Raw genomic sequence first — 20,882 nt, forward strand, 5'->3', positions numbered from 1 at the left:
CCCCGGCGGCCAGCCGCTCGGCGACCTGCGGGAGGCGGTGGCGTTGCCGGGCCAGGGTGAGGCGCTCCTTGGCGCGGCTCTCCCGCATCCCCAGCCGGGACCGCAGCCACGCCCGCGTGGAGGGATATCCCCACCGGGCCTGCTCACCGGCGGCGTCGACGCGGCCGATGAATCCGGCCAGCGCGCTTTCCTGCATATCGGATGCGGCGGCGAGGGTTTCGGTGAGTTCCAGGCAGACGGCGGCCGAGTCGGGTGCTTCGCGTTGGGCGAGTTCAGTGGCGATGACCGAGAGCGCGTTCACCAATTGTGTGGTGGACGCGGCCTCAAGGTCGACCGTCACTGAATGCATACCTGAATACTACCCGATGTGACCGGCATTTGCGAGTGGAAAGCGGCGATCGGGGGCCAGATATTTCGTCGCTTCGTGGGCCGGTCGACCGATTGGGCGACCCTTCTTGAATATGTTTCATGTTGGTTTTTCCATCGACGCGGGGGGTGGGCCGCTCGATTGTTGGTTGTCTTGGTTGGTTGCGGAGGGGGGTGGTGGGGTGGCGCGACCCGGGGGCGGGGGGGGGGGGGGGGCCCCCGGGGGGGGGGGCAGGCGGAGCCTGCCCCTATCACCTGCCCAGGGGCCGCAGAGGCTCCAAAGTCCAGGGTGGACGAAGTCCATCGCGTAGCGACGCCGAAGGCGCCCTTGACTTTGGAGGGGCGGCCCCGTACGCAAGCGCCACCCCACCACCCGAACACCCCTCTTGCCAATCAAGCAACACCCTCTTGAATTTTCTACCTGACACACCTGGCCAAGTCTTCCCTGGATTGAAGCCAAAAAACCCGGTCCGTCTAGCTTTATTCGTATGAGTCTTGATCTCGCAACCGCGCCGATACGACCTGCCAGACCAATGCAGCCGCGGCCACTGAAATGCCAGGACCGGGACCTGGAAAGGTGAGACAAGAGCCACGTCGGCCCAATCATCAGCTCGGGTACGAGCGGGCTGGCCTGATCAGCGGTTGAGCGGCCCTGGAGGTGGCTGTTCGTGGTCCGGTATGAGGCGCGGGGCGAGGACGCCGCCCGTCGTTCATGCCCAGGGCATTGGCGTACAGGTCGCGCTTGCGTTTCGGCGGCTGCGGGAGACGCTCGGCAAGGCCGGGTTCATGCTCGCCGACGGCGTCCGGATACGGCGTTCACGGTCGGCCTGTGTTGACGGTCGGCCTGTGTTGACGGTCGGCCTGTGTTGACGGTCGGCCTGCGTTGACGGTCGGCCTGCGTTGACCGGCGACTACGACGCCGTCACCGCCGAGTGTGCGGCGCGCGATCGTCGTCCGGTCGGGGTCGACGCCTGAAGGGTGCTTCCTGGGGATCGAGGGGGAGCCGTGCTGCGGCGGCTCAGAACAGCGTGCCCTCGTGCTCGATGCCGCGGAGCGCGTCGTAGTCGAGGGTGACGCAGTTGATGCCGCGGTCCGTGGCGAGCACGCGGGCCTGCGGTTTGATCTCCTGCGCCGCGAAGATCCCGCGGACCGGCGCCAGGTGCGGGTCCCGGTTCAGCAGCTCCAGGTACCGCGTGAGCTGCTCGACGCCGTCGATCTCGCCGCGCCGCTTGATCTCGACGGCGACGGTGGCGCTGTCGGCGTCCCGGCACAGGATGTCGACGGGGCCGATCGCGGTCGGGTACTCGCGGCGGATCAGCGACCAGCCGTCGCCGAGCGTGGTGATGTGCTCGGCGAGCAGCTCCTGCAGGTGCGCCTCCACGCCGTCCTTCTGCAGTCCGGGGTCCAGGCCCAGCTCGTGGCTGGTGTCGTGCAGGATCTCCTCGATGGTGAGGATCAGCCGCTCGCCCGACTTGCCGTGGGTGACCGTCCAGCGGGCGATCGCGCCGTTCTCGCCGTAGGGCTCCTCGCGCAGGGAGCACGGCGGGTTCATCCAGTTCAGCGGCTTGTAAGCGCGGTCGTCGGCGTGGATGCTCACGCTCCCGTCCGACTTGATCAGGACGAGCCTGGGGGCCATGGGCAGGTGGGCGGTGAGCTTGCCGGCGTAGTCGACGCTGCAGCGGGCGATAACGAGACGCACGCTGCCCCACCTTAGTTCCGCCGCGGACGTGGCGTGGCCGTCATGCGAGACCCGCGTACGCGCGGAGGTCGTCGCGGTCGGTGGGAAGTCCCCAGTCGCGCAGGACCTCTAGGAGGTTGCCCCACTGCCAGCTGTCGTCCGGGAGCTCGGCGATGACCCGGACGGTCCGCTGCTGGAGGGGCGTGAGGTCGGCGTGCGGCGGTGCCGGGGACGGTTCGCCGAAGGTGAGCCGCAGCGCGGCGGCGGCCATGGGGAAGGACGCGTCGTCGGACGTGCGGGACAGCCCGTCGAGGACGGCGTGGACGGCCTCGGCCGGGGCGTCGTCCATCGCGGCGAGGCAGGTGGCCGAGTAGAGGCGCAGGTCGCCGTTCAGGAAGGCGACGGGCGGGCCCGGCGTCTCGGGCGGGGTGACGCTGGTCGCGGCGAGTTCGGCGATGACCGGCCGTTCGGTGACGCCGAGCCGCGTGAGCGCGACGGCGGCGGCCCAGCGCAGGAGCGGTTCGGTGCCGGCGAGGTGCTCGCGGAGCCGGGGCACCAGATGGCGGCCGTCGAGGAGGCCGGCGGAGACGAGGGCGTTCGCGGTGACGGCGGGGTCGGTCTCGGCGGCGAGCAGCGCCTGCAGCGCGGGCAGCGAGGCGGCGGCCTCCTCGGGGAACCAGCCGAGCGCGTAGGCGGCCGCCGCGCGGACGTGCGCGTCGGCGTCGGTGAGCAGGGCGCGCAGGACGGGCAGCCCGGACCGGACGGCGTCGTAGGCGGCCAGTGCGGCTTCGGCGTCGAGCAGCAGGTAGCCGGCGTCCACGAGTTCGCGGTGGCGCCGCCTGGCGGAGCGCTCGGCGGGATCGGCGGCCTCCTCGACCCAGGCGTCCAGGCGGCGTTCCGCGTCGGCGGGGTCGGACGAGCGCAGCCGGGCGACCTCGCGCCGCCACGCGGCGATGTCGACGCCGGACGGCAGGTGCGACTCGTCGAATCCGATCGCCATCCCGGCGGCGAGGTAGAGCAGGTCGTCGCGGTCGGGGGTGGCGGGGTCGGCGGCGAGGGTCAGCAGGAAGGGCACCGCGGGCCCGGACGCCTGGTAGCGGCTGCCCTGGTGGTAGATGCTCGCGTGCAGCATGTGCAGGGCGTGCCGGCGGTCCTCCTCGCCCGGGGCGCGGAGGGTCCGCAGCAGGTCCGGGACGTCGTCGGCGGAGCCGTAGGCGTGGCCGAGGCCGGCCCAGTCGATGTCGTCGAGGCCTGCCAGGAGTTCGTCCATGGCGGGGGATTCTGCCAGCCGCGTCCGACATCGCCGCGACCTGGATAAGGCGCCCTAAGACCCCGGGATGGCCCGATATAGGGAGTCGTCCCGATGTCGGGGCGGGGGCCTTAGGACGAACCTCTTGGATGTCGGGTCGTTTCCGCGGCCCGCGACGGAGGAGGGGCCGTGTACCACCACGACATCATGCGGTCGATCATGCAGGAGCGGGCCCGCGAGCGGCGCGCGGAGGCGCGGGCGGCGCGGAACGCGGCGCTGGCGCGGCGGGCGCGCGAGTTCTGGGAGGACCGGGCGCAGCGGGGCGCGCGCCCGGTGCGGCGGCCGTCCGGGCGGCGCGGAGCGGCGCCGGCCGGCTGACGATCGGCGGCTCCCGGCAGGGCGGGCCTCGTATGGCCCATGTAAGGATCTCTGTCAAGCCTGGAATTGTCGGGATGCCGTGATTAGCGTCGCGGGTGGTGGGTTTCATCCGTCTGCGAAAGGACCCGCGATGTCCCTCGACGTGACCCCGGAACTTCTGGAGACGGCTCGGCAGGGCGAGATCGGCGACAAGGAGTTCGTCGAATGCATCAGGACGTCCCTCCCGTACGCCTGGGAGATGGTCAGCGGTCTGGTGGCGCGGCTGCAGGTGGACGGCGGTGAGTTCGCCGACAACCTGACGCCGCCGCCGGACGAGCGGGCGCGGGGCCAGTTGCTGCGCCTGCTGGCGAGCGATGCGATGCGCGGGACGCTGGAACGCTACTTCGGGGTGAAGCTGGCGTTCCAGAACTGCCATCGGGTCGCCGTCTTCCCGTCCGGTGATTCGGCGGCGTACCGCACGTTCGTGACGCCGCGCGAGCAGATTCTGAACCAGTCTCCGGAACTGCGCGACTGCTGATCCGGCGGGCCTCGCCGAATCGCTGCCGGACGCGCCGCCCTTCCGTGAAGGGCGGCGCGTCCGCTCGTCAGGAGAGCGCGGCGCGGGTTCTCGGGAGGACCTCCGCGCCGAGGCGGGCGATGTTCTCGAGCGTCGCGCGGCGCGAGCCGGCGGCCTCGACCAGCAGGACGAGGTGCCGGATCCCGGTCCGCTCGGCGGTCGCGGCGAGCGCGGCGGCGCAGTCGCCGGGGGAGCCGACGGGGTGCAGGTCGCAGAGCCGGCGGGTGTAGGCGGCGGGGTCGCGGGACGGCCGGGGCCGGTCGTCGACGGGCAGGTATCCGTCCAGGCCGGGGCCGAGCCAGCGCGGCATCTCGGCGAGCAGCGTCCGGACGGCGGCGTCCCGCGAATCGGCGACCTGAGCGAGGTGGACGGAGATGTGCGGCGCGTCGGGATCGCCGTGCCGGGCGACGGCGGCGGCCTTCTCGTCGTCGCCGACGTGCATTCCGAGGAGCATCGGCAGGCCGCGTCCGGCGGCGATGGCCTCGGTGGCGGGAGAGGTGCACGCGACGGTGACGGGCGGCGGGACGTCCGTTCTCGGCACGACCGGGACTTCGCGGAACGAGAAATGCTCGCCCTGCCAGCCGAGCCGTTCCGAGCGCAGCCAGGCGAGGAGCAGGTCGAGCGATTCGGCGAATCCCTCCTCGTAGCGGCGGAGCCCGGTTCCGAAGACCTCGAGATCGCGCCATGGGCCGCCGCGTCCGACGCCGAGCCGGAAACGCCCGCCGGAAAGCAGCGACAGCATCGCCGCCTGTTCCGCGAGCGCGACGGGATGCTGGTCGGAAAGGACGCTGACCGCCGTTCCGACGTGAATGCGGCTGGTCGAGGCGAGAATGTGGCCCGCCATCAGCGTCGCGGACGGGATGACGCCGTAGGACATGAAGTGGTGCTCGGCGAGCCACACGTCGTCGAATCCGGCGCGTTCCGCGGCGAATGCGGCCTCGACCGTGCGGGTCAGGGCGGCGGCGTCGTCCTGACCGGGGTAGCGGGCGGCGAGCAGGAAGATTCCGAAGCGCACGTCCCGGTCGTACCCGGCATAAGGCCAGGCCGAGCGCTCTGGGAGACTGCGGTGCATGACTGATGGTTCGTTCAGCAGGGTCGGGGTCGTCGGACTGGGCACCATGGGCGCGGGCATCGCCGAGGTGCTGGCGCGCGGCGGCCTGGCGGTCGTCGGCATCGAGGTGAACCAGGACGCGCTGGAGCGCGGCCGCGGCCACCTGGAGAAGTCGACGGGGCGCGCGGTGAAGCGCGGGAGGCTCACCGAGGACGCGCGGCGGGAGATCCTCGGCCGGGTGGCGCTGTCCACCGACTTCGCCGACCTCGGCGACTGCGACCTGGTCATCGAGGCGGTGCCGGAGCGCCTCGAGCTGAAGCGCAAGGTGTTCGCGACGCTGGACGGGGTGTGCCGCGCCGACGCGGTGCTCGCCACCAACACCTCGTCGCTGTCGGTCACCGACATCGCCGTCACCACCAAGCGGCCCACCAAGATCGTCGGGGTGCACTTCTTCAATCCGGCGCCGGTGATGAAGCTGGTCGAGGTCATCCGCACGGTGCTCACCGAGCCGGAGGCCGTGGACCGCGTCGCCGCGCTGGTCACGGGGCTCGGCAAGACCCCGGTGACCATCGGCGACCGCGCCGGGTTCGTCGCGAACCGGCTGCTGTTCGGCTACCTCAACCAGGCCGCCGGGATGCTGGAGTCCGGGCACGCGACCCGCGACGACATCGACACCGCGATGACGGCGGGCGCCGGCCTGCCGATGGGCCCGTTCACCCTCATGGACCTGATCGGCCTCGACACGTGCCTGGAGGTGCTGGAGGCGATCCACGCCGAGACCCGCGACCGGCGGCACGCGCCGTCCCCGCTGCTGCGCGAACTGGTCACCGCCGGGCTGCTCGGCCGCAAGACGGGCCGCGGCTTCTACGACCACGGTGCGCCGAAGGTGGAGGCGCCGGCGCCGGCGGACGCCCCCGCGCCCGTCGTCGGCGTCCTCGGCACCGGCGCCCTCGCCGACGCGTTCGCGGCGATCTGCGACCGCGCGGGCGCGCAGGTTCGCGACGCCACCGCCGGCCTCGCGGACTGCGACCTGATCGTCGAGGCGTCCGGGGACGCCGATGCGGGACGGGAGCTGCTCGCGGCGGCGGCGCAGGCCGCCGAGCCCGGCGCGGTCCTCGCCGTCACGTCCGCGACGGTCCCGGTGGCCGAGGCGGCGATGGCGTCCGGACGTCCCGCCGACGTCGTCGGCCTGCACCTGCCGGACACGGAAGGCGCGCTCGCCGAGATCGCCGCGACCGTCGCGACCGGCCCCGGCGTCGCGGACCGCGCCGCCGAGCTGGCCGGACGGCTCGGCCTCACCGTCGTCCGCTGCCGCGCCCGCGCCGGCTTCATCGTGGATGCGCTGCGCTTCCCCTACCTCAACGACGCCGCCGCGATGCTCGGCGCCGGCTACGCCGACCCCGACTCGATCGACGCCGCGATGACGCTCGGCTGCGGCTACCCGACCGGCCCCATCGCCGACCTCGACCGGCTCGGGATCGACCGCGCCGTCGCGGTGCTGCGGGCCCTGCACGCCGAGACCCGCGAGCCCGCCCTCGCGCCCGTGCCGCTCCTCACCGAGCACGTCACCGCGGGCGTGCCGATCCGCTGAATATCCTTAAGGCATGAGCCCCCGCAAGAACCGCCGCGCCGTGTCCGGGAAACCGCCGCAGGGCGGCGGCGGGGGCTGGGCGCAGCGGACGGAGGACGGCCCGGACGGCGAGTGGATCGTCCGGTCGATCGCGGGGGCGGCCGCGACGAAGGCGTACCGGTGCCCGGGCTGCGACCAGGAGATCCCGCCGGGCGTCCCGCACGTGGTCGCGTGGCCGGCGGACGAGCGGGGCGGCGCCGACGACCGGCGGCACTGGCACCGCCCCTGCTGGCAGGCGCGGGCCCGCCGGGCGCCGCGCGTCCAGCGGAGCAGGAACGCGCCGCGCTACTAGCGATGAGCGATGAGCGCGGGGCATCACCGAGTGAGGGAGTCGATGGCGGAGATCAGGGCGGCGACGGTGCTGCCGGCGCGGCGCGAGGAGATCACCCTGCACACCTCCGACGGGCTGCGGCTCGTCGGGGAGCTGGCGCTGCCGCCGGACCGGCCCCCGGTCGCGACCCTGGTCTGCCTGCATCCGCTGCCGACCGCCGAGGGCATGATGGACAGCCACGTGCTCCGCAAGGCGTCCTACCGGCTGCCCGCGCTCGCCGGCCTCGCCGTGCTGCGCTTCAACACGCGCGGGACGACGTCGGCGCGCGGCACCAGCGAGGGCGAGTTCGGTGAGGGCGAGACCGAGCGGTTCGACGTCGCGGCGGCGCTGGAGTACACCGAGTACCACGACCTGCCGCGGCCGTGGCTGCTCGGCTGGTCGTTCGGCACCGAGCTGGCGCTGCGCTGGGGGCTGGACCCGCTGGTCGAGGGCGCGATCCTGCTGTCGCCGCCGCTGAAGCGGGCCGGGGACGCCGACCTGGACGCGTGGGGCGCCGACGGGCGGCCGCTCGTCGCGCTCGTCCCGGAGTTCGACGACTACCTGCGCCCGGCGGAGGCGCGGGAGCGGTTCGCGCGCGCGCCGCAGGCCGAGGTGATCGGCGTCGACAACGCCAAGCACCTTTGGGTGGGGGAGCCGTACGTCCGGACGGTGCTGGACGAGATCGTCCGGCACGTCGCTCCGGATGCGTATCCGCTCCCCACAGAATGGGATGAATCGGACAGATAAACGCGCACGGCCGATCGCGGCCACACCCGTCCCACCGCCCCCGTTCGCGGGTAACGATTGTCTGGCCGCCGCGTTAACGCGGCGGCGCTTCGCGGACGCGGACGTGAGGGAACCGGATGACCGTGCAGCTGTACGCCAGGGACGTCGGGACGGGGACACCGCTCGTCCTGCTGCACGCCTTCCCGCTCTCCTCGGCGATGTGGCTCGAGCAGCGGCAGGGCCTCGCGAACCGGTTCCGCGTCGTCACCCCGGACCTGCGCGGCTTCGGCGGCTCCCGGCTCGGCGCCGACGACCCGTCGATCGACGCGATGGCCGACGACGTCGCGCACCTGTTCCGCGGCCTCGGCGTCCGGCGCGCCGTCGTCGGCGGCCTGTCCATGGGCGGGTACGTCGCGATGGCGCTGTGCCGCCGCCACCCCGACCTCGTCCTCGGCGTCGTCCTCGCCTCGACCCGCGCCGCCGCGGACACGGGCCCCGTCCGGGAGAACCGGCTGCGGCAGGCGGAGGCGATCGACCGCGACGGCACCGTCCGGGTCCTGCTGGACGAGCTGCTCCCCGACCTCGTCGGCCCGACCACCTACCGGCAGCGCGCCCTCGTCTACGGGCGCGTCCGCGGGCTGGTGCAGGCGACGCCGGCGCCCGCCGCCGCGTGGGCGCTGCGGGCGATGGCGGGACGTCCCGAGGCGTTCGAGACGCTGCGCGGCCTCAAGGTGCCCGCGCTGGTGATGGCCGGCGACGAGGACGTCCTCGCCACGCAGGACGAGGCCCGCGCCATGGCCGACGCCCTCCCGAACGCCGAACTGCTCGTCATCCCGCGCGCCGGTCACCTGTGCGCCGTCGAGCAGCCCGACCTGTTCAACCAGGCCGTCGCCGAGTTCGCCGCCGCGCTGGCCCGCACCACCCGCTGACGCGGCGCCCCCGTCAGAGGGTCTCCTGCCTCGGCAGGACCACTTCGCGGATCAGCAGCGAGATCGCCGCCGCCGTCGGGATCGCCAGCAGCGCCCCGACCACGCCGAGCAGCGCCGCGCCGACCAGCGCCGCGACGATCGTCACCGCGGGCTGGACGTCCACCGTCCGCTTCATGACCCGCGGGTACACCAGGTAGTTCTCCACCTGCTGGTACACCACGTAGAAGATCACGCAGACGATGAGGTCGGTGGTGTCCCCGGTGAGGAACGCGACCAGGCACACGATCACCGCGCCGATCGTCGCGCCGATCAGCGGCACGAGGTCCGTCACCGCGACGATCAGCGCCAGCGCCAGCGCGTACTTCACCCCGAGGATCGACAGGAAGATGTACGAGCACAGCCCCGCGATGAACGCGATCGTGAACTGGCCGGCGACGTACCCGCCGATCCGGTCCAGGATCTCGTCGCCGAGCAGCGCGACGCGGGCCCGCCGGGAGCGCGGCGCGAGCTGGTAGAAGAACGTCTTGATCTGCGGCAGCGAGCTCATGAAGTAGAGCGTCAGGATCAGGATCGTGACGGTCTGGAACACGCCGTTGATCGCGACCTTGCCGATGCCGGTGGCGGTGTCGGTCAGCCCGTTCTGGAACCCCGGGCTGTTGACGGCCTTCTCCGCGCGGTCGAGCAGCCCGTAGCGCTTGTCCCAGTCGGCCAGCGTCTTGTTGTTCTGCAGCTGGTTCACGAAGTCGGGGATGTTGTGCCGCAGCTCGGTGACCTGCTCGGTGACCGGCTGGACGAGCGAGGCGACGAACCCCGCGAAGAACAGGATCACGATCAGGAACACCGTGCCGACCGCGGCGCCGCGCGGCAGCCCGAACCGGCGCAGCCGCTCCACCGCCGGGTTCAGGCCGACCGCGAGGAACATCGCCACCACGATCATCACGAGCACCGACTTGGCGTTCGTCGCGGCCTTCACCAGCATCCACGCGGTGATGACGCCGAGCGCGGCGGTGAACCCGAACACGAACGGGTGGGCGCGGCCGAGCGGCTGCCCTGGCCGGCCGAACGGGAACAGCGGGTTCACGCCGGCCTCGCGGCGGCGCTGCTCCACGTCGTGCGCCGGGTCGGGCGCGTCCGGGTCGGGCGCCGCTCCGCCGGGCGCCGGCGCCCGCTGGACCGCCGGTTCGACCTCCGCCGGGGCCGGGCGCGTCCGCGGGCCGCCGGTCGCCGGATCGAGTTCCCGGGCGGGCCCCTCGTCCAGGGTCTCCGGGTCGAGCGCGCCGGTGGGCACCCCGGCGTCCTCGGCACCGTCCCCGCCCGCGGCGCTCTCCGCGCCTTCCGCGTCCTTCGCGGGCTCCGCGTCCTTCGCGGGCTCCGCGTCCTTCGCGGGCTCCGCGGCTTCGGTGTTCGCGCCGGCGTCGTCGTCCGTGGTGTCGGCGGGGGGCGCGGGGGCGGGGACCTTGCCGGCGGTGCCGGTCTGCGCCTTCCGCGGCGCCCCGTCCGGCCGGTCCTCGCTGGGGGTGTCGTCGGGCACGCCGCTCTCCTTCGCCGTCCTGCCGTCGTCGTCCACGGGTCCGGACGGAGGGCCGCCGACCACGCGTTACGGGGGTAGACGACGGAAAGCCCGGAGACGTTTCCGCCTCCAGGCTCTCCGTCTGGACACTCCGGGCCGTCAGCCGGCCCGGCGGGTCACTCCTGCCACCAGTCCTCGTCGTCCTCGTCGGACTTCTTGGCCTGGGCCTGCTTGGCGGCCGCCGCCTTGGCGGCGGGCTGGGCGGGCTGCTGCTTCGGCTGAGCCTGCTGCGGCGCGGGGGCCGGCTTCGGCTCGGCGGCCGGGATGGCGGCCTTCTCCGGCGGCGCGGCGAGCTCCGGCTCGCCGCCCATCGCCGGGGCGACGCCGCCGATGAGCTGGCGCAGCTGGTTGAGGTGGCTGGTGATGCTGTCGCGCTGCCGGGTCAGCTCGTCGACCTGGCGCTGCGCGGCGGTGCGGACGCGGTCGGCCTCGGCCTTGGTCTCGGCGAGCAGCTGCTCGGCCTGCGACTTGGCCTCGGCGATGACGTTGTCGGAGTTCTTGCGCGCGTTGGCCATGAGCTGCTTGGCGTGCGAGTCGGCCTCGCGGCGCGTCTGCTCGGCCTGCTGGGTGGCCTTGGCGGCGCGCTGCTCGGCGGACGCGGCGCGCTGCTCGGCCTCGGCGACCAGCTTCTGGGTGGCGGCCTGCGCGGCGGCGTGCCGCTCGGCGTCCTGCCGGTCGGCCTCCTCGCGGCGGGCGGCCAGCTGGATCTCGAACTCGGCCTCGGCCTGCGCCCGCTGCGCCTCGCTCTCCTCCAGGATGCGCTGGGCCTGCGCGCGCATCTCGTCGGCCTGCCGCTTGGCGGTGGTGAGGATCTCGTCGCGCTCGCGCTTGGTGGACGCGCGCAGCTGCGCGACCTCGCGCTCGGTGGTGGTGCGCAGCTTGGCGATCTCGCGCTCGGCGCCGGCCCGCTTCTCGGCGACCTCGTGGTCGGCGGTGGCGCGCAGCTTGGCGACCTCGCGCTCGGTGGTGGAGGTCAGCTCGTCGGCCTCGCGGCGGGCGGAGGTGCGCACCTCCTCGGCCTCGCGCTCGGCGGCCTGGCGCATGTCGTCGCCCTCGCGCTGGGCGGTGGCGCGCAGCTCGGCGGCGTCGTTCTCGGCGGTGGCGCGCTGCTCGGCGGCGTCGACCTTCGCGGCGGCCTTGATCTCGTTGGCCTCGGACCGGGCGGCCTGGACGAGCTCGGTGGCCTGCTCCTCGGCGAGCCGCAGCAGCTGCTCGATGCGGGCGCCGAGGCCGGAGTAGGTGGGACGTTCCTGCTCCTGCAGCTGCCGATGGGCGTCCGACAGCTCCCGCTGCAGGGCCTGGGACTGCTCGCGTGCCTGCCGGCCCTCGTTCTCGAGCTGTTTGATGTGCTCGTCGACCTGGTGCCGGTCGTAGCCACGGAGCACCACGTCGAAATCGCGCGGGGGCGTGTCCTCGAAGAAGTTGCTGAGCTGGGCGTCGATGTCGGACTGCATAGGGCTCAATCCTGATGTGACGGGGCTACGGGTGGTTCCGGGGACCGGTTGATCGCCTGGCATGGACGGCCGCCATGAAAGGGCGCGGTGCCCCAGACCTCTTCCGGTGGATGAAGCGTACTCCGGACACTGCCGTGTTGGGGGCTCATCTTGACGCGCTGCGTGGTTTGTCCCAGTTTGCGGCTACGGCCTCGGGTGCCCCAGGTGCCCAGGTACGGGGGCCGCAAATGCACCAGATGTGTCTGAATGCTCACAGAGCGGCGGTCTTGCACCCCGCCGCCCCGCGAGGTGATATCGAACGCGTCACGATCCGATCGCGCTTGCGCGGCGCGCGCGCGAGAGCGCGCCGGCACGCGCGACGCGCCGCGTCCCGCCGGGCCTCGTGGCCCCCGCTCCCGCCGGTCAGGCCTTCTGGACCAGCTCGGTCAGCACGCCGTGGCAGTCCTTCGGGTGCAAAAAGTTGATCAAGGAACCCATGGAGCCCTTCCTCGGCGTGTCGTACAGCACCCGGACGCCCTTGCCGCCGATCTCCGCCGCCTCGTCCGCGACGGCCTGATCGGTGCCGAACGCGATGTGGTGCACGCCCTCGCCGTTCTTCGCCAGCCACTTGGCGACCGCCGAGTCGTCCCGGATCGGCTGGATGAGCTGCAGGTAGCTGGCGGCGCCGTCGCCGGTCTCGTTGATCTTGAGCATGCACTCCCGGACGCCCTGCTCCTCGTTGACCTCGAAGTGCGCGTCGGTGAAGCCGTAGGTCGCCTTGTAGAACTCGACGGTGGCCTCCAGGTCGTGACAGGCAATGCCGATGTGGTCGATACGGGTCAGCATGGGCTTTTCTCCCTACGGACGGCCAGACGGGGGCGAACGGAAGCGTGCGCCGCCTCCCTGGGTATGGTGGCAAACGTCGCCGCAGCACCATCCTGGAGGCCCCCTCATGACCGCCACGTCCGTGATCGTCGCCGGAGCGCGCACCCCCGTCGGGCGCCTGCAGGGCGCGCTGAAGGACTTCTCCGCAGCCGACCTCGGCGCCCACGCGATCAAGGCGGCGCTGGAGCGCGCCGGCCTGTCCGGCGACCAGGTGCAGTACGTGATCCTCGGCCAGGTGCTGCAGGCGGGCGCGGGCCAGATCCCGTCCCGGCAGGCGGCGGTCAAGGCCGGCATCCCGATGAGCGTCCCGTCCGTCACGATCAACAAGGTCTGCCTGTCCGGGCTGGACGCGATCGCCCTCGCCGACCAGCTCATCCGGGCCGGCGAGTTCGACATCGTCGTGGCCGGCGGCATGGAGTCGATGACCCAGGCGCCGCACCTGCTGCCGAAGTCCCGCGCCGGCTACAAGTACGGCTCGATCGAGGTCCTCGACCACATGGCCTACGACGCGCTGACCGACGCGTTCGACGGCATCGCCATGGGCGAGTCCACCGAGCACCACAACGCCAGGCTGGGCATCTCCCGCGAGGAGCAGGACGAGTTCTCCGCCCGCTCCCACCAGCGCGCCGCCGCCGCCATCAAGAACGGCGTGTTCGACGACGAGATCGCGCCGATCGAGGTCCCGCAGCGCAAGGGCGACCCGATCGTGGTCGCCAAGGACGAGGGCGTGCGGGCCGACACCACCGCCGAGTCCCTCGCCAAGCTGCGCCCCGCGTTCAGCAGGGACGGGACGATCACCGCCGGGTCGTCCTCGCAGATCTCCGACGGCGCCGCCGCGGTCGTGGTGATGTCCAAGGCCAAGGCCGAGGAGCTCGGCCTCACCTGGCTCGCCGAGATCGGCGCGCACGGCAACGTCGCCGGCCCGGACAACTCGCTGCAGTCCCAGCCGTCCAACGCCATCAAGCACGCCCTCGGCAAGGCGGGCCTGACCGTCGACGACCTCGACGTCATCGAGATCAACGAGGCGTTCGCCTCGGTCGGCATCCAGTCGATGCGCGACCTCGGCGTCGGCCCCGAGAAGGTCAACGTCAACGGCGGCGCCATCGCGCTCGGCCACCCTGTCGGCATGTCCGGCGCCCGCATCGTGCTGCACCTGGCCTACGAGCTGAAGCGGCGCGGCGGCGGCGTCGGCGCGGCCGGCCTGTGCGGCGGCGGTGGCCAGGGCGACGCGCTGATCCTCCGCGTCCCGACCGCGTAACGCGGGAGGCGCGGGAAGCGGGAGGCTACTGGGCGCTGGGCTGCTGGACGATGACCGTCTTGAAGCCCAGCGCCTTCAGCATGTTCTCCAGCATCAGCCTGGTGTTCGCGTCCGCCTGAGCGGTCAGCCGGCTCTGCTGCGCCGCCGTCTGGATCTTCTGGCTCGCCAGCACGTACAGCTGCTGCTGGTTGCCGGGGTTGCTGCTGAAGAAGTCGCCGAACCGGTCGAACAGCCCGCGCTCGGTCGCGTAGACGTAGCTGCGCTTGGTGTCGAGGTTCGTCGGCTCGAGCCGGGCGTGCGGCAGCGTGATCGTCGCGGACGTCCGGTCGGAGTTCACCTTGACGGCGCCGGACCCGATCGCGGAGAAGTCCACGTAGGCGTCGACGGAGCCGTTGCCCACGAACAGGGTCCGCTTGCCGCGCAGCGACGACGGCAGGAACCTGGCGTCCTTCTCCAGGTCCACGACGACCTGGAAGTCGCCGCTCGCGGCCTCGTACCGCTTCAGGTCGCGGATCGACTGCAGCAGCACCGGGCCGCTGCGGTCCTTGGTCTCCTCGTGGAACGGGTTCAGCCAGTGCGGCAGGCCGTCCACCGCCCGCTGCACGACGATGACGACCGCGACGGTCGCCACGACGAGCAGCAGGGCGGTGAGGAGACCGCGCCGTGGGACGGGTCGCACGCGCTGGGGGGCGGGCTCGCGGGCCGCGTCGTTGTTCGGCATGTCCCCCACATTCCCGGACTTACCGCCCCCTCACCTCACCCGGGGGACCCGGCGGCGGGGCGCGGCGACCGCGCGACGTCCGGATCGGCCGCCGCGTGCTCCACCTCTATCAGCGACTCGCTGCGCAGATGCGCCTCGTGGGCGGCCCGGCCGCCGCGCACGCCGAACAGCCGCTTGGTGACGATGATGTAGACGATCAGACCGATGTTGATGACCAGCGCGCCGATGCGCAGCACGGTGACCTTCTCCGCCAGCTCGTAGATCTCCACCGGCAGGCCGAAGCAGGTCGCGACGACCGCGAAGTACTCGCCCCAGCGCTGCAGCAGCCACAGCCCGACCGCCTCGATGATCTCGACCGACGCGTACACCAGCAGCCCGATCGCGAGCCAGCGCAGCGTCTTCTCCTCCAGCCCGAACACGTGCCGGATCGAGGTGACGATCTTGGAGTGGTCCAGGTCCCAGCCGAACTGGTCGGCGATCGGCCGCAGCAGCGGGATCTCCTTCTCGAAGACCTCCTCGATGGAGCCGCGGCTCTGCGCGAACCGCCACACCCCGTACGCGGCCACCGCCACGATCAGCCCGCGGATCAGCCGCTCCACCGCGAAGAACCGCATGATGAAGGCGTCCCGCAGCTCCTTGCCGCGCTTGACCAGCGGCGCCCGGTCGGCCGGGCCCGACCCGTGCGGATCGCCGTGCACGTACGCGCCGCAGCGCAGGCACCGCCACGCGTCGCCGACGGGGGACGACACCACCAGCCGCTCGCGCAGCGGCCGCTCGTCGGGGGCGTAGGTGATGTGCCCCTTGCGCGCACAGGTCAGCAGGCTCCAATCCATCCGCACACCTTATTGTCTGCATTGCCCCTGGTGTCAGGCGCTGCGGCGCCTTGCCCCAACGCGCGTGTGAGCAGGGCCATAGCGGTGCGGGAAACCCGGAACGGGGGCGGGGCGTTGAGGGGTTCGTGGACATCGTGCGCGCATTCCGTGTCGTCTCCATCGCCGAGGCGGCCTCGTTCCTGGTCCTGCTGCTGATCGCCATGCCGCTGAAGTACGGCGCGGACCTGCCGGCGGCCGTCCAGGTGATGGGGCCCATCCACGGGATCCTGTTCCTCGCCTACGTCGGGCTCGCGTACGTCACCGGCGAGAAGCTCGGCTGGGGACTCAAGCGCACCGTGCTCGCGCTCATCGCCGCGGTGCTGCCCGTCGCGCCGTTCTTCGTCGAACGGCACTGGGCCAGGCCGTCCGCCGCCGCCCGTCCCGAGGCGCAGCCCGCCGGACGGGCCTGACCTTCGACTTCCGCGTGGCCGCGGCCGGGATGGGGGTTCCGCCGCGGTCACGCGGGGGACCGCGCGTACCCCAGCTCCCGCGGCCGCATCGGGACGGCCCGGTGCACGTCCCGCGTCACCCGTCCCGTGTCCCGGTGGACGCGCCGCGGCGCCGGCCGGAAGTCCGCCGCGCCCAGCGCGCACGACCGGTAGCCGGCGAAGTGGCGGCGCAGCCAGAGGCGCCGCCGGTCGTCGTCCCATGAGCCGAACCGGCGCGCCGCCACCGCGTCGCGGATCGCCGGCGGCTGCTCGCCGAGCAGCCACGCGTCCACCAGCGAGCCGTAGCCGCGCCGCCGGCCGGGCAGCGCGCACGCGCCCGCGTTCAGCAGGCCGTCCCGGATCTGCCGGACGGCCCGCTCCTGGTAGCCCGGCGCCAGGTCCTCGTCGAGGTGGATGCCGGCGACGCCGTTCGCGACCCCGCCCGGCGCCCAGCCCGGCACCTGCTCCACGCGCGTGAACGCGCCCGGCGTGCCGCGCAGCCGCGCCGCGAGCGGCGTCACGGCCGCCATCAGCGAGGGCAGCGCCGCGCGCAGCGCCGGATGCACGCAGACGGTCAGCGGCCATTCCCGGCACACCCGCTCCGCCGGCGCGGGCGCCACCGTCCCGCCGGCGTCGCGCAGCCCGAGCGTCGCGCCGCCGGTCGCCGCCAGCGCCAGGGCCAGCGGCAGGACGAGCAGCGGCCGCCGCGTCGCCCACAGCACGTACGCCAGGACGAGCGCCGCCGTCAGCCCCGACGCCCACAGCACCTGGTAGCCGAGCACGCCCGCGCGCAGCGTGGTGAAGAGGTCGATGCGGCTGAACGCGGCCGGGGGCAGCAGGCTCAGCCACGACGTCCCCGGCACGCGCAGCGCCGCCCACAGCGCCGTCACGGCGAGCACCACGGCCGCCGTCGCCCGGTGCGGGACGACCCGTCCGGCCAGGTACCCGGCCGCGACGTGCAGGACCAGCGCGCCCGCCCCGGCCACCACGCCGAGCGGATGCGGGTGCCCGGCCTCCTGCCGCAGCAGCGTGACCGCGACCACCAGCGCGGCCACCACCAGGTAGGACGCGAGCGCCGCCGCGGACAGCAGCAGCAGGTCGAGCAGGGCGCCCGTGGCGGGCGAGCGCGCCGTGAGGTCGCGCAGGTAGTCGAGCGGGCGCTCCCGCACGGCCGTCCACGCGGCCAGCCCGGCCGCGGCCGGGCCGAGGAACCGCACCGCGTCGAGCAGCGCGACGACGGAGTTGTCCCAGTACGCGACCGAGGGCAGCAGCGGCGGTCCCGCCGCCGCAGTCCCGACCGCGGTGAGGATCGGCACCGCGACCAGCAGCGCCGAGCGGCGGGCGTCCAGCCGGAGCACCCGACCGAGGTCAGACACCGGCGCCGCTCCCCGCGGCCGCCCGCCTCGCCCGCAGCCTCGACACCGGCAGCGACACCTGCCGCAGCGCCGCCGCGGGGCCCAGCACGGCCGGCCGCAGCACGGCGGGCCGCAGCCTGACCTGCGGCAGCGCGAGCCGCGCCGGGCGCCGCTTCGGCCCGCTGCGGCGCGGCCGGCCCGCGGCACCGCGCGCCCGCTTCCTCTTCGGCGTGTGCGCGGACGCGTCCTCGGTGCGCGGCGCGCCCTCGCCCGTCGCGCCTCCGCGAGTCGCGGCGGCGGCGCGGTGGTCCGCGCGGGGCCGGCCGGCTCCGGCCCGCGGATCGGTCCCCATCAGGCGTCCGCCCGTGCCGCTCTGGTCGGCGGGACGTCCCGCCCGCGTGTCGAGGCCGGCCCCGGCGGGCGGCGTGGCGGGCGGCGTGGCGGGCGGGGCGGCGGGCTCGTCGGCGGGGCGCCGGGCGGCGTCCGGCCGGTGCCCGGGAACGCGCCGGTCCTCGGACACGCGCCGGTCCGCCGGAACGCGCCGGTCCGCGGCGGACCGGCCCCGGCGGGCCGCCGCGGAGTGCGTGGGCTGCTCGCTCAGCCGGCCGCGGGCCAGCGTGAGCAGCCGGTCGCACCAGCCGGTGAGCGTCTCGGTGTCGTCCGCGCTGACCAGGACGGTCGGCGCCAGCGACCGCAGCACCGGGACCAGCTCGGCCATCGCGGCCGAGTACGCGGACCCGCCCGGGCCCGCCGCGCCGGTCGGCCACGGGTCGGCGGCGGCCCGCAGGTCGCCGAACGGGTCGTCCAGCACCAGCAGGTCGGGGCCGTGCACGCACGCGGCGGCGAGGCCCGCGCGCAGCCGGACGTCCGGCGGCAGCAGCGACAGCGCCGTCCCGGCGGCCTCGGCGAGGTCCAGCCGCTTCATGATGGACCGTGCCACTGCAGTGCTCGTGCGCTTGTAGTACGCCGCGTACGCGACGAACTCGCCCGCCGTCATGCTCTCCGCGCGGTCGAACCGGGCCGGCAGGTAGCCGATCCGTGCCCGTGCGGCGCGCAGGTCCGCGGTGTTCGCTATGTCATGCCCGAGAATGTGCAGCACGCCGGAATTAGGCCGGCGCAAGGTCGCGAACGTGGCCAGCAGAGTGGATTTACCGACACCAGGTGGACCGGCGAAGCCGACCACGCCTTCGGTCACGCCGAAGGTCACCGGGCGCAGGAGCCACCGCCCCCCGCGGCGGACACCCATTCCTCGGGCCACGATCGCGGAATGCTCCGCGATCACTTGTTTCCCCCCGTTGCTCGTCATGCGAGCGCGACGGTCGTCCGAGCCGGGCCGGTGGCCGCTCCAGGCGCCACGCGGCGCGCGTGCGCCCGGACCGGCCGAATCGGCGGGGCCCGGGGCACCGGATCTCTTTTGCCGTCGCACGATGCATCGACATCGCGACTATAACCGGGCTTGGTGATGGCTGTCAGCAATCTTTTTGCCTTTACGGCAGGACGCCTGGATTCTTTGCCTCCCGGCCGAAGGTGCGAATTCCAAAAAGGCGGACAATTGCGTTGGCATCCCTCGCAACGGGGCGTCGCGGTCGCCCGCCGGCGGCGGCGCCGGCGGGCCCCGTCCCGCCGGCCGGTCCGCTCCGAGCGGACGGGCGCACGGACCGGGCCGGTCATGGGGCAGGATGGACCCATGCCTTCTCGGGACTTTTCGTTGCACGGGGCCATCGACCTGGGGGCTCGCCAGGCGGCCGCCAGGAAGCAGCAGGAGCGCCGGGCGCAGGCCGGTGCCGCGCCCGCGGGCGGCCCGGCCGGCGGCGCGCCCGCCGGCGGCCCGTACGTCGTGGACGTCACCGACCAGACCTTCAACACCGAGGTCGTGGAGCGGTCGCAGACCGTCCCCGTCCTCGTCGACTTCTGGGCCGACTGGTGCGGCCCGTGCAAGCAGCTCGGCCCGATCCTGGAGAAGCTCGCCACCGAGGCGGCCGGCAAGTGGATCCTCGCCAAGGTCGACATCGACGCCAACCCGCAGCTCGGCGCGTACATGCAGCAGATGGGCGTGCGCGGCATCCCGTTCGTCGCGGCGGTCGTCGCCGGGCAGCTGCTGCCGTTCCTGAACGGCGCGGCCCCCGAGCCGCAGGTCCGGCAGGCGATCGACCAGCTCTTCGAGGCGCTGCGCCAGGAGGGCATCCTGCCGGAGCCGCCGCCGGGCGAGGAGGCCGCCGCCGGCGAGGGCGCGCCGCAGGCCGGGTCGGTGTACTCCGAGGCCGAGGACGCGCTGCAGCGCGGCGACCTCGACGGCGCGAAGGCCGCCTTCGAGCGGATCCTCGCCCGCGACCCGCGCGACGGCCAGGCCAAGCAGGGCCTCGCGCTGGTCGAGCTGAGCCTGCGGGCGGACAAGCTGGACCCCGACCGCACCCTCCAGGAGGCGGCGGACAAGCCCGGCGACGTGCAGGCCCAGATCCACGCCGCGGACGTCGAGATGGTGTCCGGCCGGATCGAGGACGCGTTCGGGCGGCTGCTCACCGCGGTGCGCGGCAGCGCGGGCGACGACCGCGACGCGGCCCGCACGCACCTGCTGTCGCTGTTCGAGCTGCTGCCTTCCGACGACCCCCGCGTCACCAAGGCCCGCCGCTCCCTCCAGGCGGCGCTGTTCTGACGAGTCCCTGGGGCCGTGGTTGCGAGAACACGGCGGAAACGGGCATGTGGCGGGTGTGAGCGCTCGTGTCGTGACCATCTCCGCCGCGTTCGGCGCGCGGGGCGACGCGGTCGGCCCCGCGGTCGCCGAGCGACTCGCGCTGCCGTTCGTCGACCGGGCCATCCCCGTGCAGGTCGCCGGCGAGATCGGATGCACGCTGGAGGAGGCGCTCGCGCACGACGGGCGCGCCGAGCGGGGCATCGGCCGCATCCTCGCGGGCGCGGCGCGGCTGCCGAACGTCGCGCTCGGCGCCATGGACGTCTACCTCCCCGAGCAGGCGATCATCCGTCCCGAGGAGTTCGTCGAGCACACCGAGCGCGCCATCCACCGGACGGCGGAGCAGGGCGGGGGCGTGCTGCTCGGCCGCGCCGCCGCCGTCGTGCTGGCCGGGTACCCCGGGGTGCTGCACGTCCGGCTGGACGGGCCGCGGGAGCGGCGGCTGGCCGTCGCCGCCTACGAGCTGGCGAAGGCGGCCGAGGCCGGGGCGGCGGAGCGGGGCGGCCGGGCGCGTGGCCCGCGTGGCGCGACCGGGACCCCGGACCGCGATGTTGAGCGTATGCTCGATGACAACGACCGCGCCCGCACGGCCTACGTGAAGCACTTCTACGGGGCCGACCCCGCCGATCCGCGGCTCTACCATCTCGTGATCGACACCACGAGGCTGCCCGCGTCCGCCGCCGTCGACCTGATCGCGGCCGCGGCGTCGGCGCTGTGAGCCGCAGGCGGAGCGGGCGGCGGCCCCCGGGCGTCCCGAGCCCCCATGGGACGTGGCGGCCGGGACGAGGACGTACCCGG

The 20,882-nt window shown here is 73.6% G+C and carries 21 protein-coding genes; 10 read left to right on the forward strand and 11 right to left on the reverse strand.

Annotated features, from left to right (window positions below; all coding sequences use genetic code 11):
- The 3 genes from F8568_RS26545 to F8568_RS26555 all read right to left on the reverse strand — a co-directional run.
- A partial coding sequence (locus F8568_RS26545; RefSeq protein ID WP_151596427.1) for a DUF222 domain-containing protein occupies nucleotides 1-349 on the reverse strand: 349 nt, incomplete at its 3' end.
- Nucleotides 350-1,384: 1,035 nt separating this feature from the next.
- Nucleotides 1,385-2,065, reverse strand: a complete 681-nt coding sequence (gene nucS, locus F8568_RS26550; RefSeq protein WP_151596428.1) for an endonuclease NucS — start codon at nucleotides 2,063-2,065, stop codon at nucleotides 1,385-1,387.
- Nucleotides 2,066-2,105: 40 nt separating this feature from the next.
- Nucleotides 2,106-3,314, reverse strand: coding sequence for a HEAT repeat domain-containing protein (locus F8568_RS26555; protein ID WP_151596429.1), 1,209 nt, complete (start codon nucleotides 3,312-3,314; stop codon nucleotides 2,106-2,108).
- Nucleotides 3,315-3,482: 168 nt separating this feature from the next.
- On the opposite strand from F8568_RS26555, the gene F8568_RS26560 reads away from it, so the two are divergent.
- Together F8568_RS26560 and F8568_RS26565 are read left to right on the forward strand one after the other, a co-directional pair.
- Nucleotides 3,483-3,671, forward strand: coding sequence for a hypothetical protein (locus F8568_RS26560; protein ID WP_151596430.1), 189 nt, complete (start codon nucleotides 3,483-3,485; stop codon nucleotides 3,669-3,671).
- 130 nt (nucleotides 3,672-3,801) lie between these two features.
- Nucleotides 3,802-4,188, forward strand: coding sequence for an SCO5389 family protein (locus F8568_RS26565; protein WP_151596431.1), 387 nt, complete (start codon nucleotides 3,802-3,804; stop codon nucleotides 4,186-4,188).
- Nucleotides 4,189-4,255: 67 nt separating this feature from the next.
- Here F8568_RS26565 and F8568_RS26570 read toward each other — a convergent pair whose 3' ends face one another.
- Nucleotides 4,256-5,242 carry an LLM class flavin-dependent oxidoreductase gene (locus F8568_RS26570; protein WP_151596432.1) on the reverse strand — a complete coding sequence of 329 codons (987 nt, stop codon included), beginning with the start codon at nucleotides 5,240-5,242 and terminating at the stop codon, nucleotides 4,256-4,258.
- 55 nt (nucleotides 5,243-5,297) lie between these two features.
- Between F8568_RS26570 and F8568_RS26575 the strand changes: the two genes are divergently transcribed.
- The 4 genes from F8568_RS26575 to F8568_RS26590 all read left to right on the forward strand — a co-directional run bounded on the left by F8568_RS26575 (nucleotide 5,298) and on the right by F8568_RS26590 (nucleotide 8,873).
- Nucleotides 5,298-6,869, forward strand: a complete 1,572-nt coding sequence (locus F8568_RS26575) for a 3-hydroxyacyl-CoA dehydrogenase family protein (protein WP_151596433.1) — start codon at nucleotides 5,298-5,300, stop codon at nucleotides 6,867-6,869.
- A gap of 13 nt (nucleotides 6,870-6,882) precedes the next feature.
- Nucleotides 6,883-7,200: an LIM domain-containing protein gene (locus F8568_RS26580; RefSeq protein ID WP_151596434.1), complete on the forward strand. Its 318-nt coding sequence runs from the start codon at nucleotides 6,883-6,885 to the stop codon at nucleotides 7,198-7,200.
- Nucleotides 7,201-7,242: 42 nt separating this feature from the next.
- Complete coding sequence (locus F8568_RS26585; protein WP_151596435.1) at nucleotides 7,243-7,965, forward strand: alpha/beta hydrolase; 723 nt, start codon at nucleotides 7,243-7,245, stop codon at nucleotides 7,963-7,965.
- Nucleotides 7,966-8,081: 116 nt separating this feature from the next.
- Nucleotides 8,082-8,873, forward strand: coding sequence for an alpha/beta fold hydrolase (locus F8568_RS26590; RefSeq protein WP_151596436.1), 792 nt, complete (start codon nucleotides 8,082-8,084; stop codon nucleotides 8,871-8,873).
- 13 nt (nucleotides 8,874-8,886) lie between these two features.
- Here the strand turns inward: F8568_RS26590 and F8568_RS26595 are convergent, their stop codons facing one another.
- The 3 genes from F8568_RS26595 to mce all read right to left on the reverse strand — a co-directional run bounded on the left by F8568_RS26595 (nucleotide 8,887) and on the right by mce (nucleotide 12,722).
- Nucleotides 8,887-10,404, reverse strand: a complete 1,518-nt coding sequence (locus F8568_RS26595; protein WP_151596437.1) for an AI-2E family transporter — start codon at nucleotides 10,402-10,404, stop codon at nucleotides 8,887-8,889.
- A gap of 155 nt (nucleotides 10,405-10,559) precedes the next feature.
- A complete protein-coding gene (locus F8568_RS26600) occupies nucleotides 10,560-11,897 on the reverse strand; it encodes a DivIVA domain-containing protein (RefSeq protein ID WP_151596438.1) in 1,338 nt (445 codons plus the stop codon).
- Between the two features lie 402 nt (nucleotides 11,898-12,299).
- Nucleotides 12,300-12,722 (reverse strand): methylmalonyl-CoA epimerase, encoded by a 423-nt coding sequence (gene mce / locus F8568_RS26605; protein WP_151596439.1) that lies wholly within the window; start codon nucleotides 12,720-12,722, stop codon nucleotides 12,300-12,302.
- Between the two features lie 106 nt (nucleotides 12,723-12,828).
- On the opposite strand from mce, the gene F8568_RS26610 reads away from it, so the two are divergent.
- Nucleotides 12,829-14,019 (forward strand): acetyl-CoA C-acetyltransferase, encoded by a 1,191-nt coding sequence (locus F8568_RS26610; RefSeq protein WP_151596440.1) that lies wholly within the window; start codon nucleotides 12,829-12,831, stop codon nucleotides 14,017-14,019.
- A gap of 25 nt (nucleotides 14,020-14,044) precedes the next feature.
- On the opposite strand, the gene F8568_RS26615 is transcribed toward F8568_RS26610, so the two are convergent.
- Together F8568_RS26615 and F8568_RS26620 are read right to left on the reverse strand one after the other, a co-directional pair.
- Nucleotides 14,045-14,740: a DUF4230 domain-containing protein gene (locus tag F8568_RS26615; protein ID WP_151596441.1), complete on the reverse strand. Its 696-nt coding sequence runs from the start codon at nucleotides 14,738-14,740 to the stop codon at nucleotides 14,045-14,047.
- A 35-nt stretch (nucleotides 14,741-14,775) separates the two neighbouring features.
- Nucleotides 14,776-15,573, reverse strand: a complete 798-nt coding sequence (locus F8568_RS26620; RefSeq protein ID WP_202125373.1) for a DUF2127 domain-containing protein — start codon at nucleotides 15,571-15,573, stop codon at nucleotides 14,776-14,778.
- 134 nt (nucleotides 15,574-15,707) lie between these two features.
- On the opposite strand from F8568_RS26620, the gene F8568_RS48620 reads away from it, so the two are divergent.
- Nucleotides 15,708-16,022 (forward strand): DUF3817 domain-containing protein, encoded by a 315-nt coding sequence (locus F8568_RS48620; RefSeq protein WP_328601030.1) that lies wholly within the window; start codon nucleotides 15,708-15,710, stop codon nucleotides 16,020-16,022.
- A 47-nt stretch (nucleotides 16,023-16,069) separates the two neighbouring features.
- Here the strand turns inward: F8568_RS48620 and F8568_RS26630 are convergent, their stop codons facing one another.
- Both F8568_RS26630 and F8568_RS26635 read right to left on the reverse strand, forming a co-directional pair.
- Nucleotides 16,070-17,416, reverse strand: a complete 1,347-nt coding sequence (locus F8568_RS26630) for a hypothetical protein (protein ID WP_202125375.1) — start codon at nucleotides 17,414-17,416, stop codon at nucleotides 16,070-16,072.
- Nucleotides 17,409-18,602 carry an ATP-binding cassette domain-containing protein gene (locus tag F8568_RS26635; protein WP_328601031.1) on the reverse strand — a complete coding sequence of 398 codons (1,194 nt, stop codon included), beginning with the start codon at nucleotides 18,600-18,602 and terminating at the stop codon, nucleotides 17,409-17,411. The genes F8568_RS26630 and F8568_RS26635 overlap by 8 nt, the downstream gene beginning before the upstream one ends.
- A gap of 480 nt (nucleotides 18,603-19,082) precedes the next feature.
- On the opposite strand from F8568_RS26635, the gene F8568_RS26640 reads away from it, so the two are divergent.
- Entirely contained in the window at nucleotides 19,083-20,048 is a 966-nt protein-coding gene (locus F8568_RS26640) for a tetratricopeptide repeat protein (RefSeq protein ID WP_151596444.1), read from the forward strand.
- Between the two features lie 55 nt (nucleotides 20,049-20,103).
- Nucleotides 20,104-20,802 carry a cytidylate kinase-like family protein gene (locus F8568_RS26645; RefSeq protein WP_151596445.1) on the forward strand — a complete coding sequence of 233 codons (699 nt, stop codon included), beginning with the start codon at nucleotides 20,104-20,106 and terminating at the stop codon, nucleotides 20,800-20,802.
- The last annotated feature ends 80 nt before the right edge of the window (nucleotides 20,803-20,882 follow it).

This window comes from Actinomadura physcomitrii (assembly GCF_008923205.2).
In the GTDB taxonomy this organism is placed as follows: Bacteria; Actinomycetota; Actinomycetes; order Streptosporangiales; family Streptosporangiaceae; genus Spirillospora; species Spirillospora physcomitrii.

What these genes read in the sequence shown, in the direction of transcription:
- F8568_RS26585 (WP_151596435.1), top strand. Translation starts at nt 7,243, where the DNA reads ATGGCGGAGATCAGGGCGGCGACGGTGCTGCCGGCGCGGCGCGAGGAG.
- F8568_RS26640 (WP_151596444.1), top strand. Translation starts at nt 19,083, where the DNA reads ATGCCTTCTCGGGACTTTTCGTTGCACGGGGCCATCGACCTGGGGGCT.
- F8568_RS26565 (WP_151596431.1), top strand. Translation starts at nt 3,802, where the DNA reads ATGTCCCTCGACGTGACCCCGGAACTTCTGGAGACGGCTCGGCAGGGC.
- F8568_RS26615 (WP_151596441.1), bottom strand. Translation starts at nt 14,740, where the DNA reads ATGCCGAACAACGACGCGGCCCGCGAGCCCGCCCCCCAGCGCGTGCGA.
- mce (WP_151596439.1), bottom strand. Translation starts at nt 12,722, where the DNA reads ATGCTGACCCGTATCGACCACATCGGCATTGCCTGTCACGACCTGGAG.
- F8568_RS26620 (WP_202125373.1), bottom strand. Translation starts at nt 15,573, where the DNA reads ATGGATTGGAGCCTGCTGACCTGTGCGCGCAAGGGGCACATCACCTAC.
- F8568_RS26590 (WP_151596436.1), top strand. Translation starts at nt 8,082, where the DNA reads ATGACCGTGCAGCTGTACGCCAGGGACGTCGGGACGGGGACACCGCTC.
- F8568_RS26555 (WP_151596429.1), bottom strand. Translation starts at nt 3,314, where the DNA reads ATGGACGAACTCCTGGCAGGCCTCGACGACATCGACTGGGCCGGCCTC.
- F8568_RS26610 (WP_151596440.1), top strand. Translation starts at nt 12,829, where the DNA reads ATGACCGCCACGTCCGTGATCGTCGCCGGAGCGCGCACCCCCGTCGGG.
- F8568_RS26580 (WP_151596434.1), top strand. Translation starts at nt 6,883, where the DNA reads ATGAGCCCCCGCAAGAACCGCCGCGCCGTGTCCGGGAAACCGCCGCAG.
- F8568_RS26575 (WP_151596433.1), top strand. Translation starts at nt 5,298, where the DNA reads ATGACTGATGGTTCGTTCAGCAGGGTCGGGGTCGTCGGACTGGGCACC.
- F8568_RS26600 (WP_151596438.1), bottom strand. Translation starts at nt 11,897, where the DNA reads ATGCAGTCCGACATCGACGCCCAGCTCAGCAACTTCTTCGAGGACACG.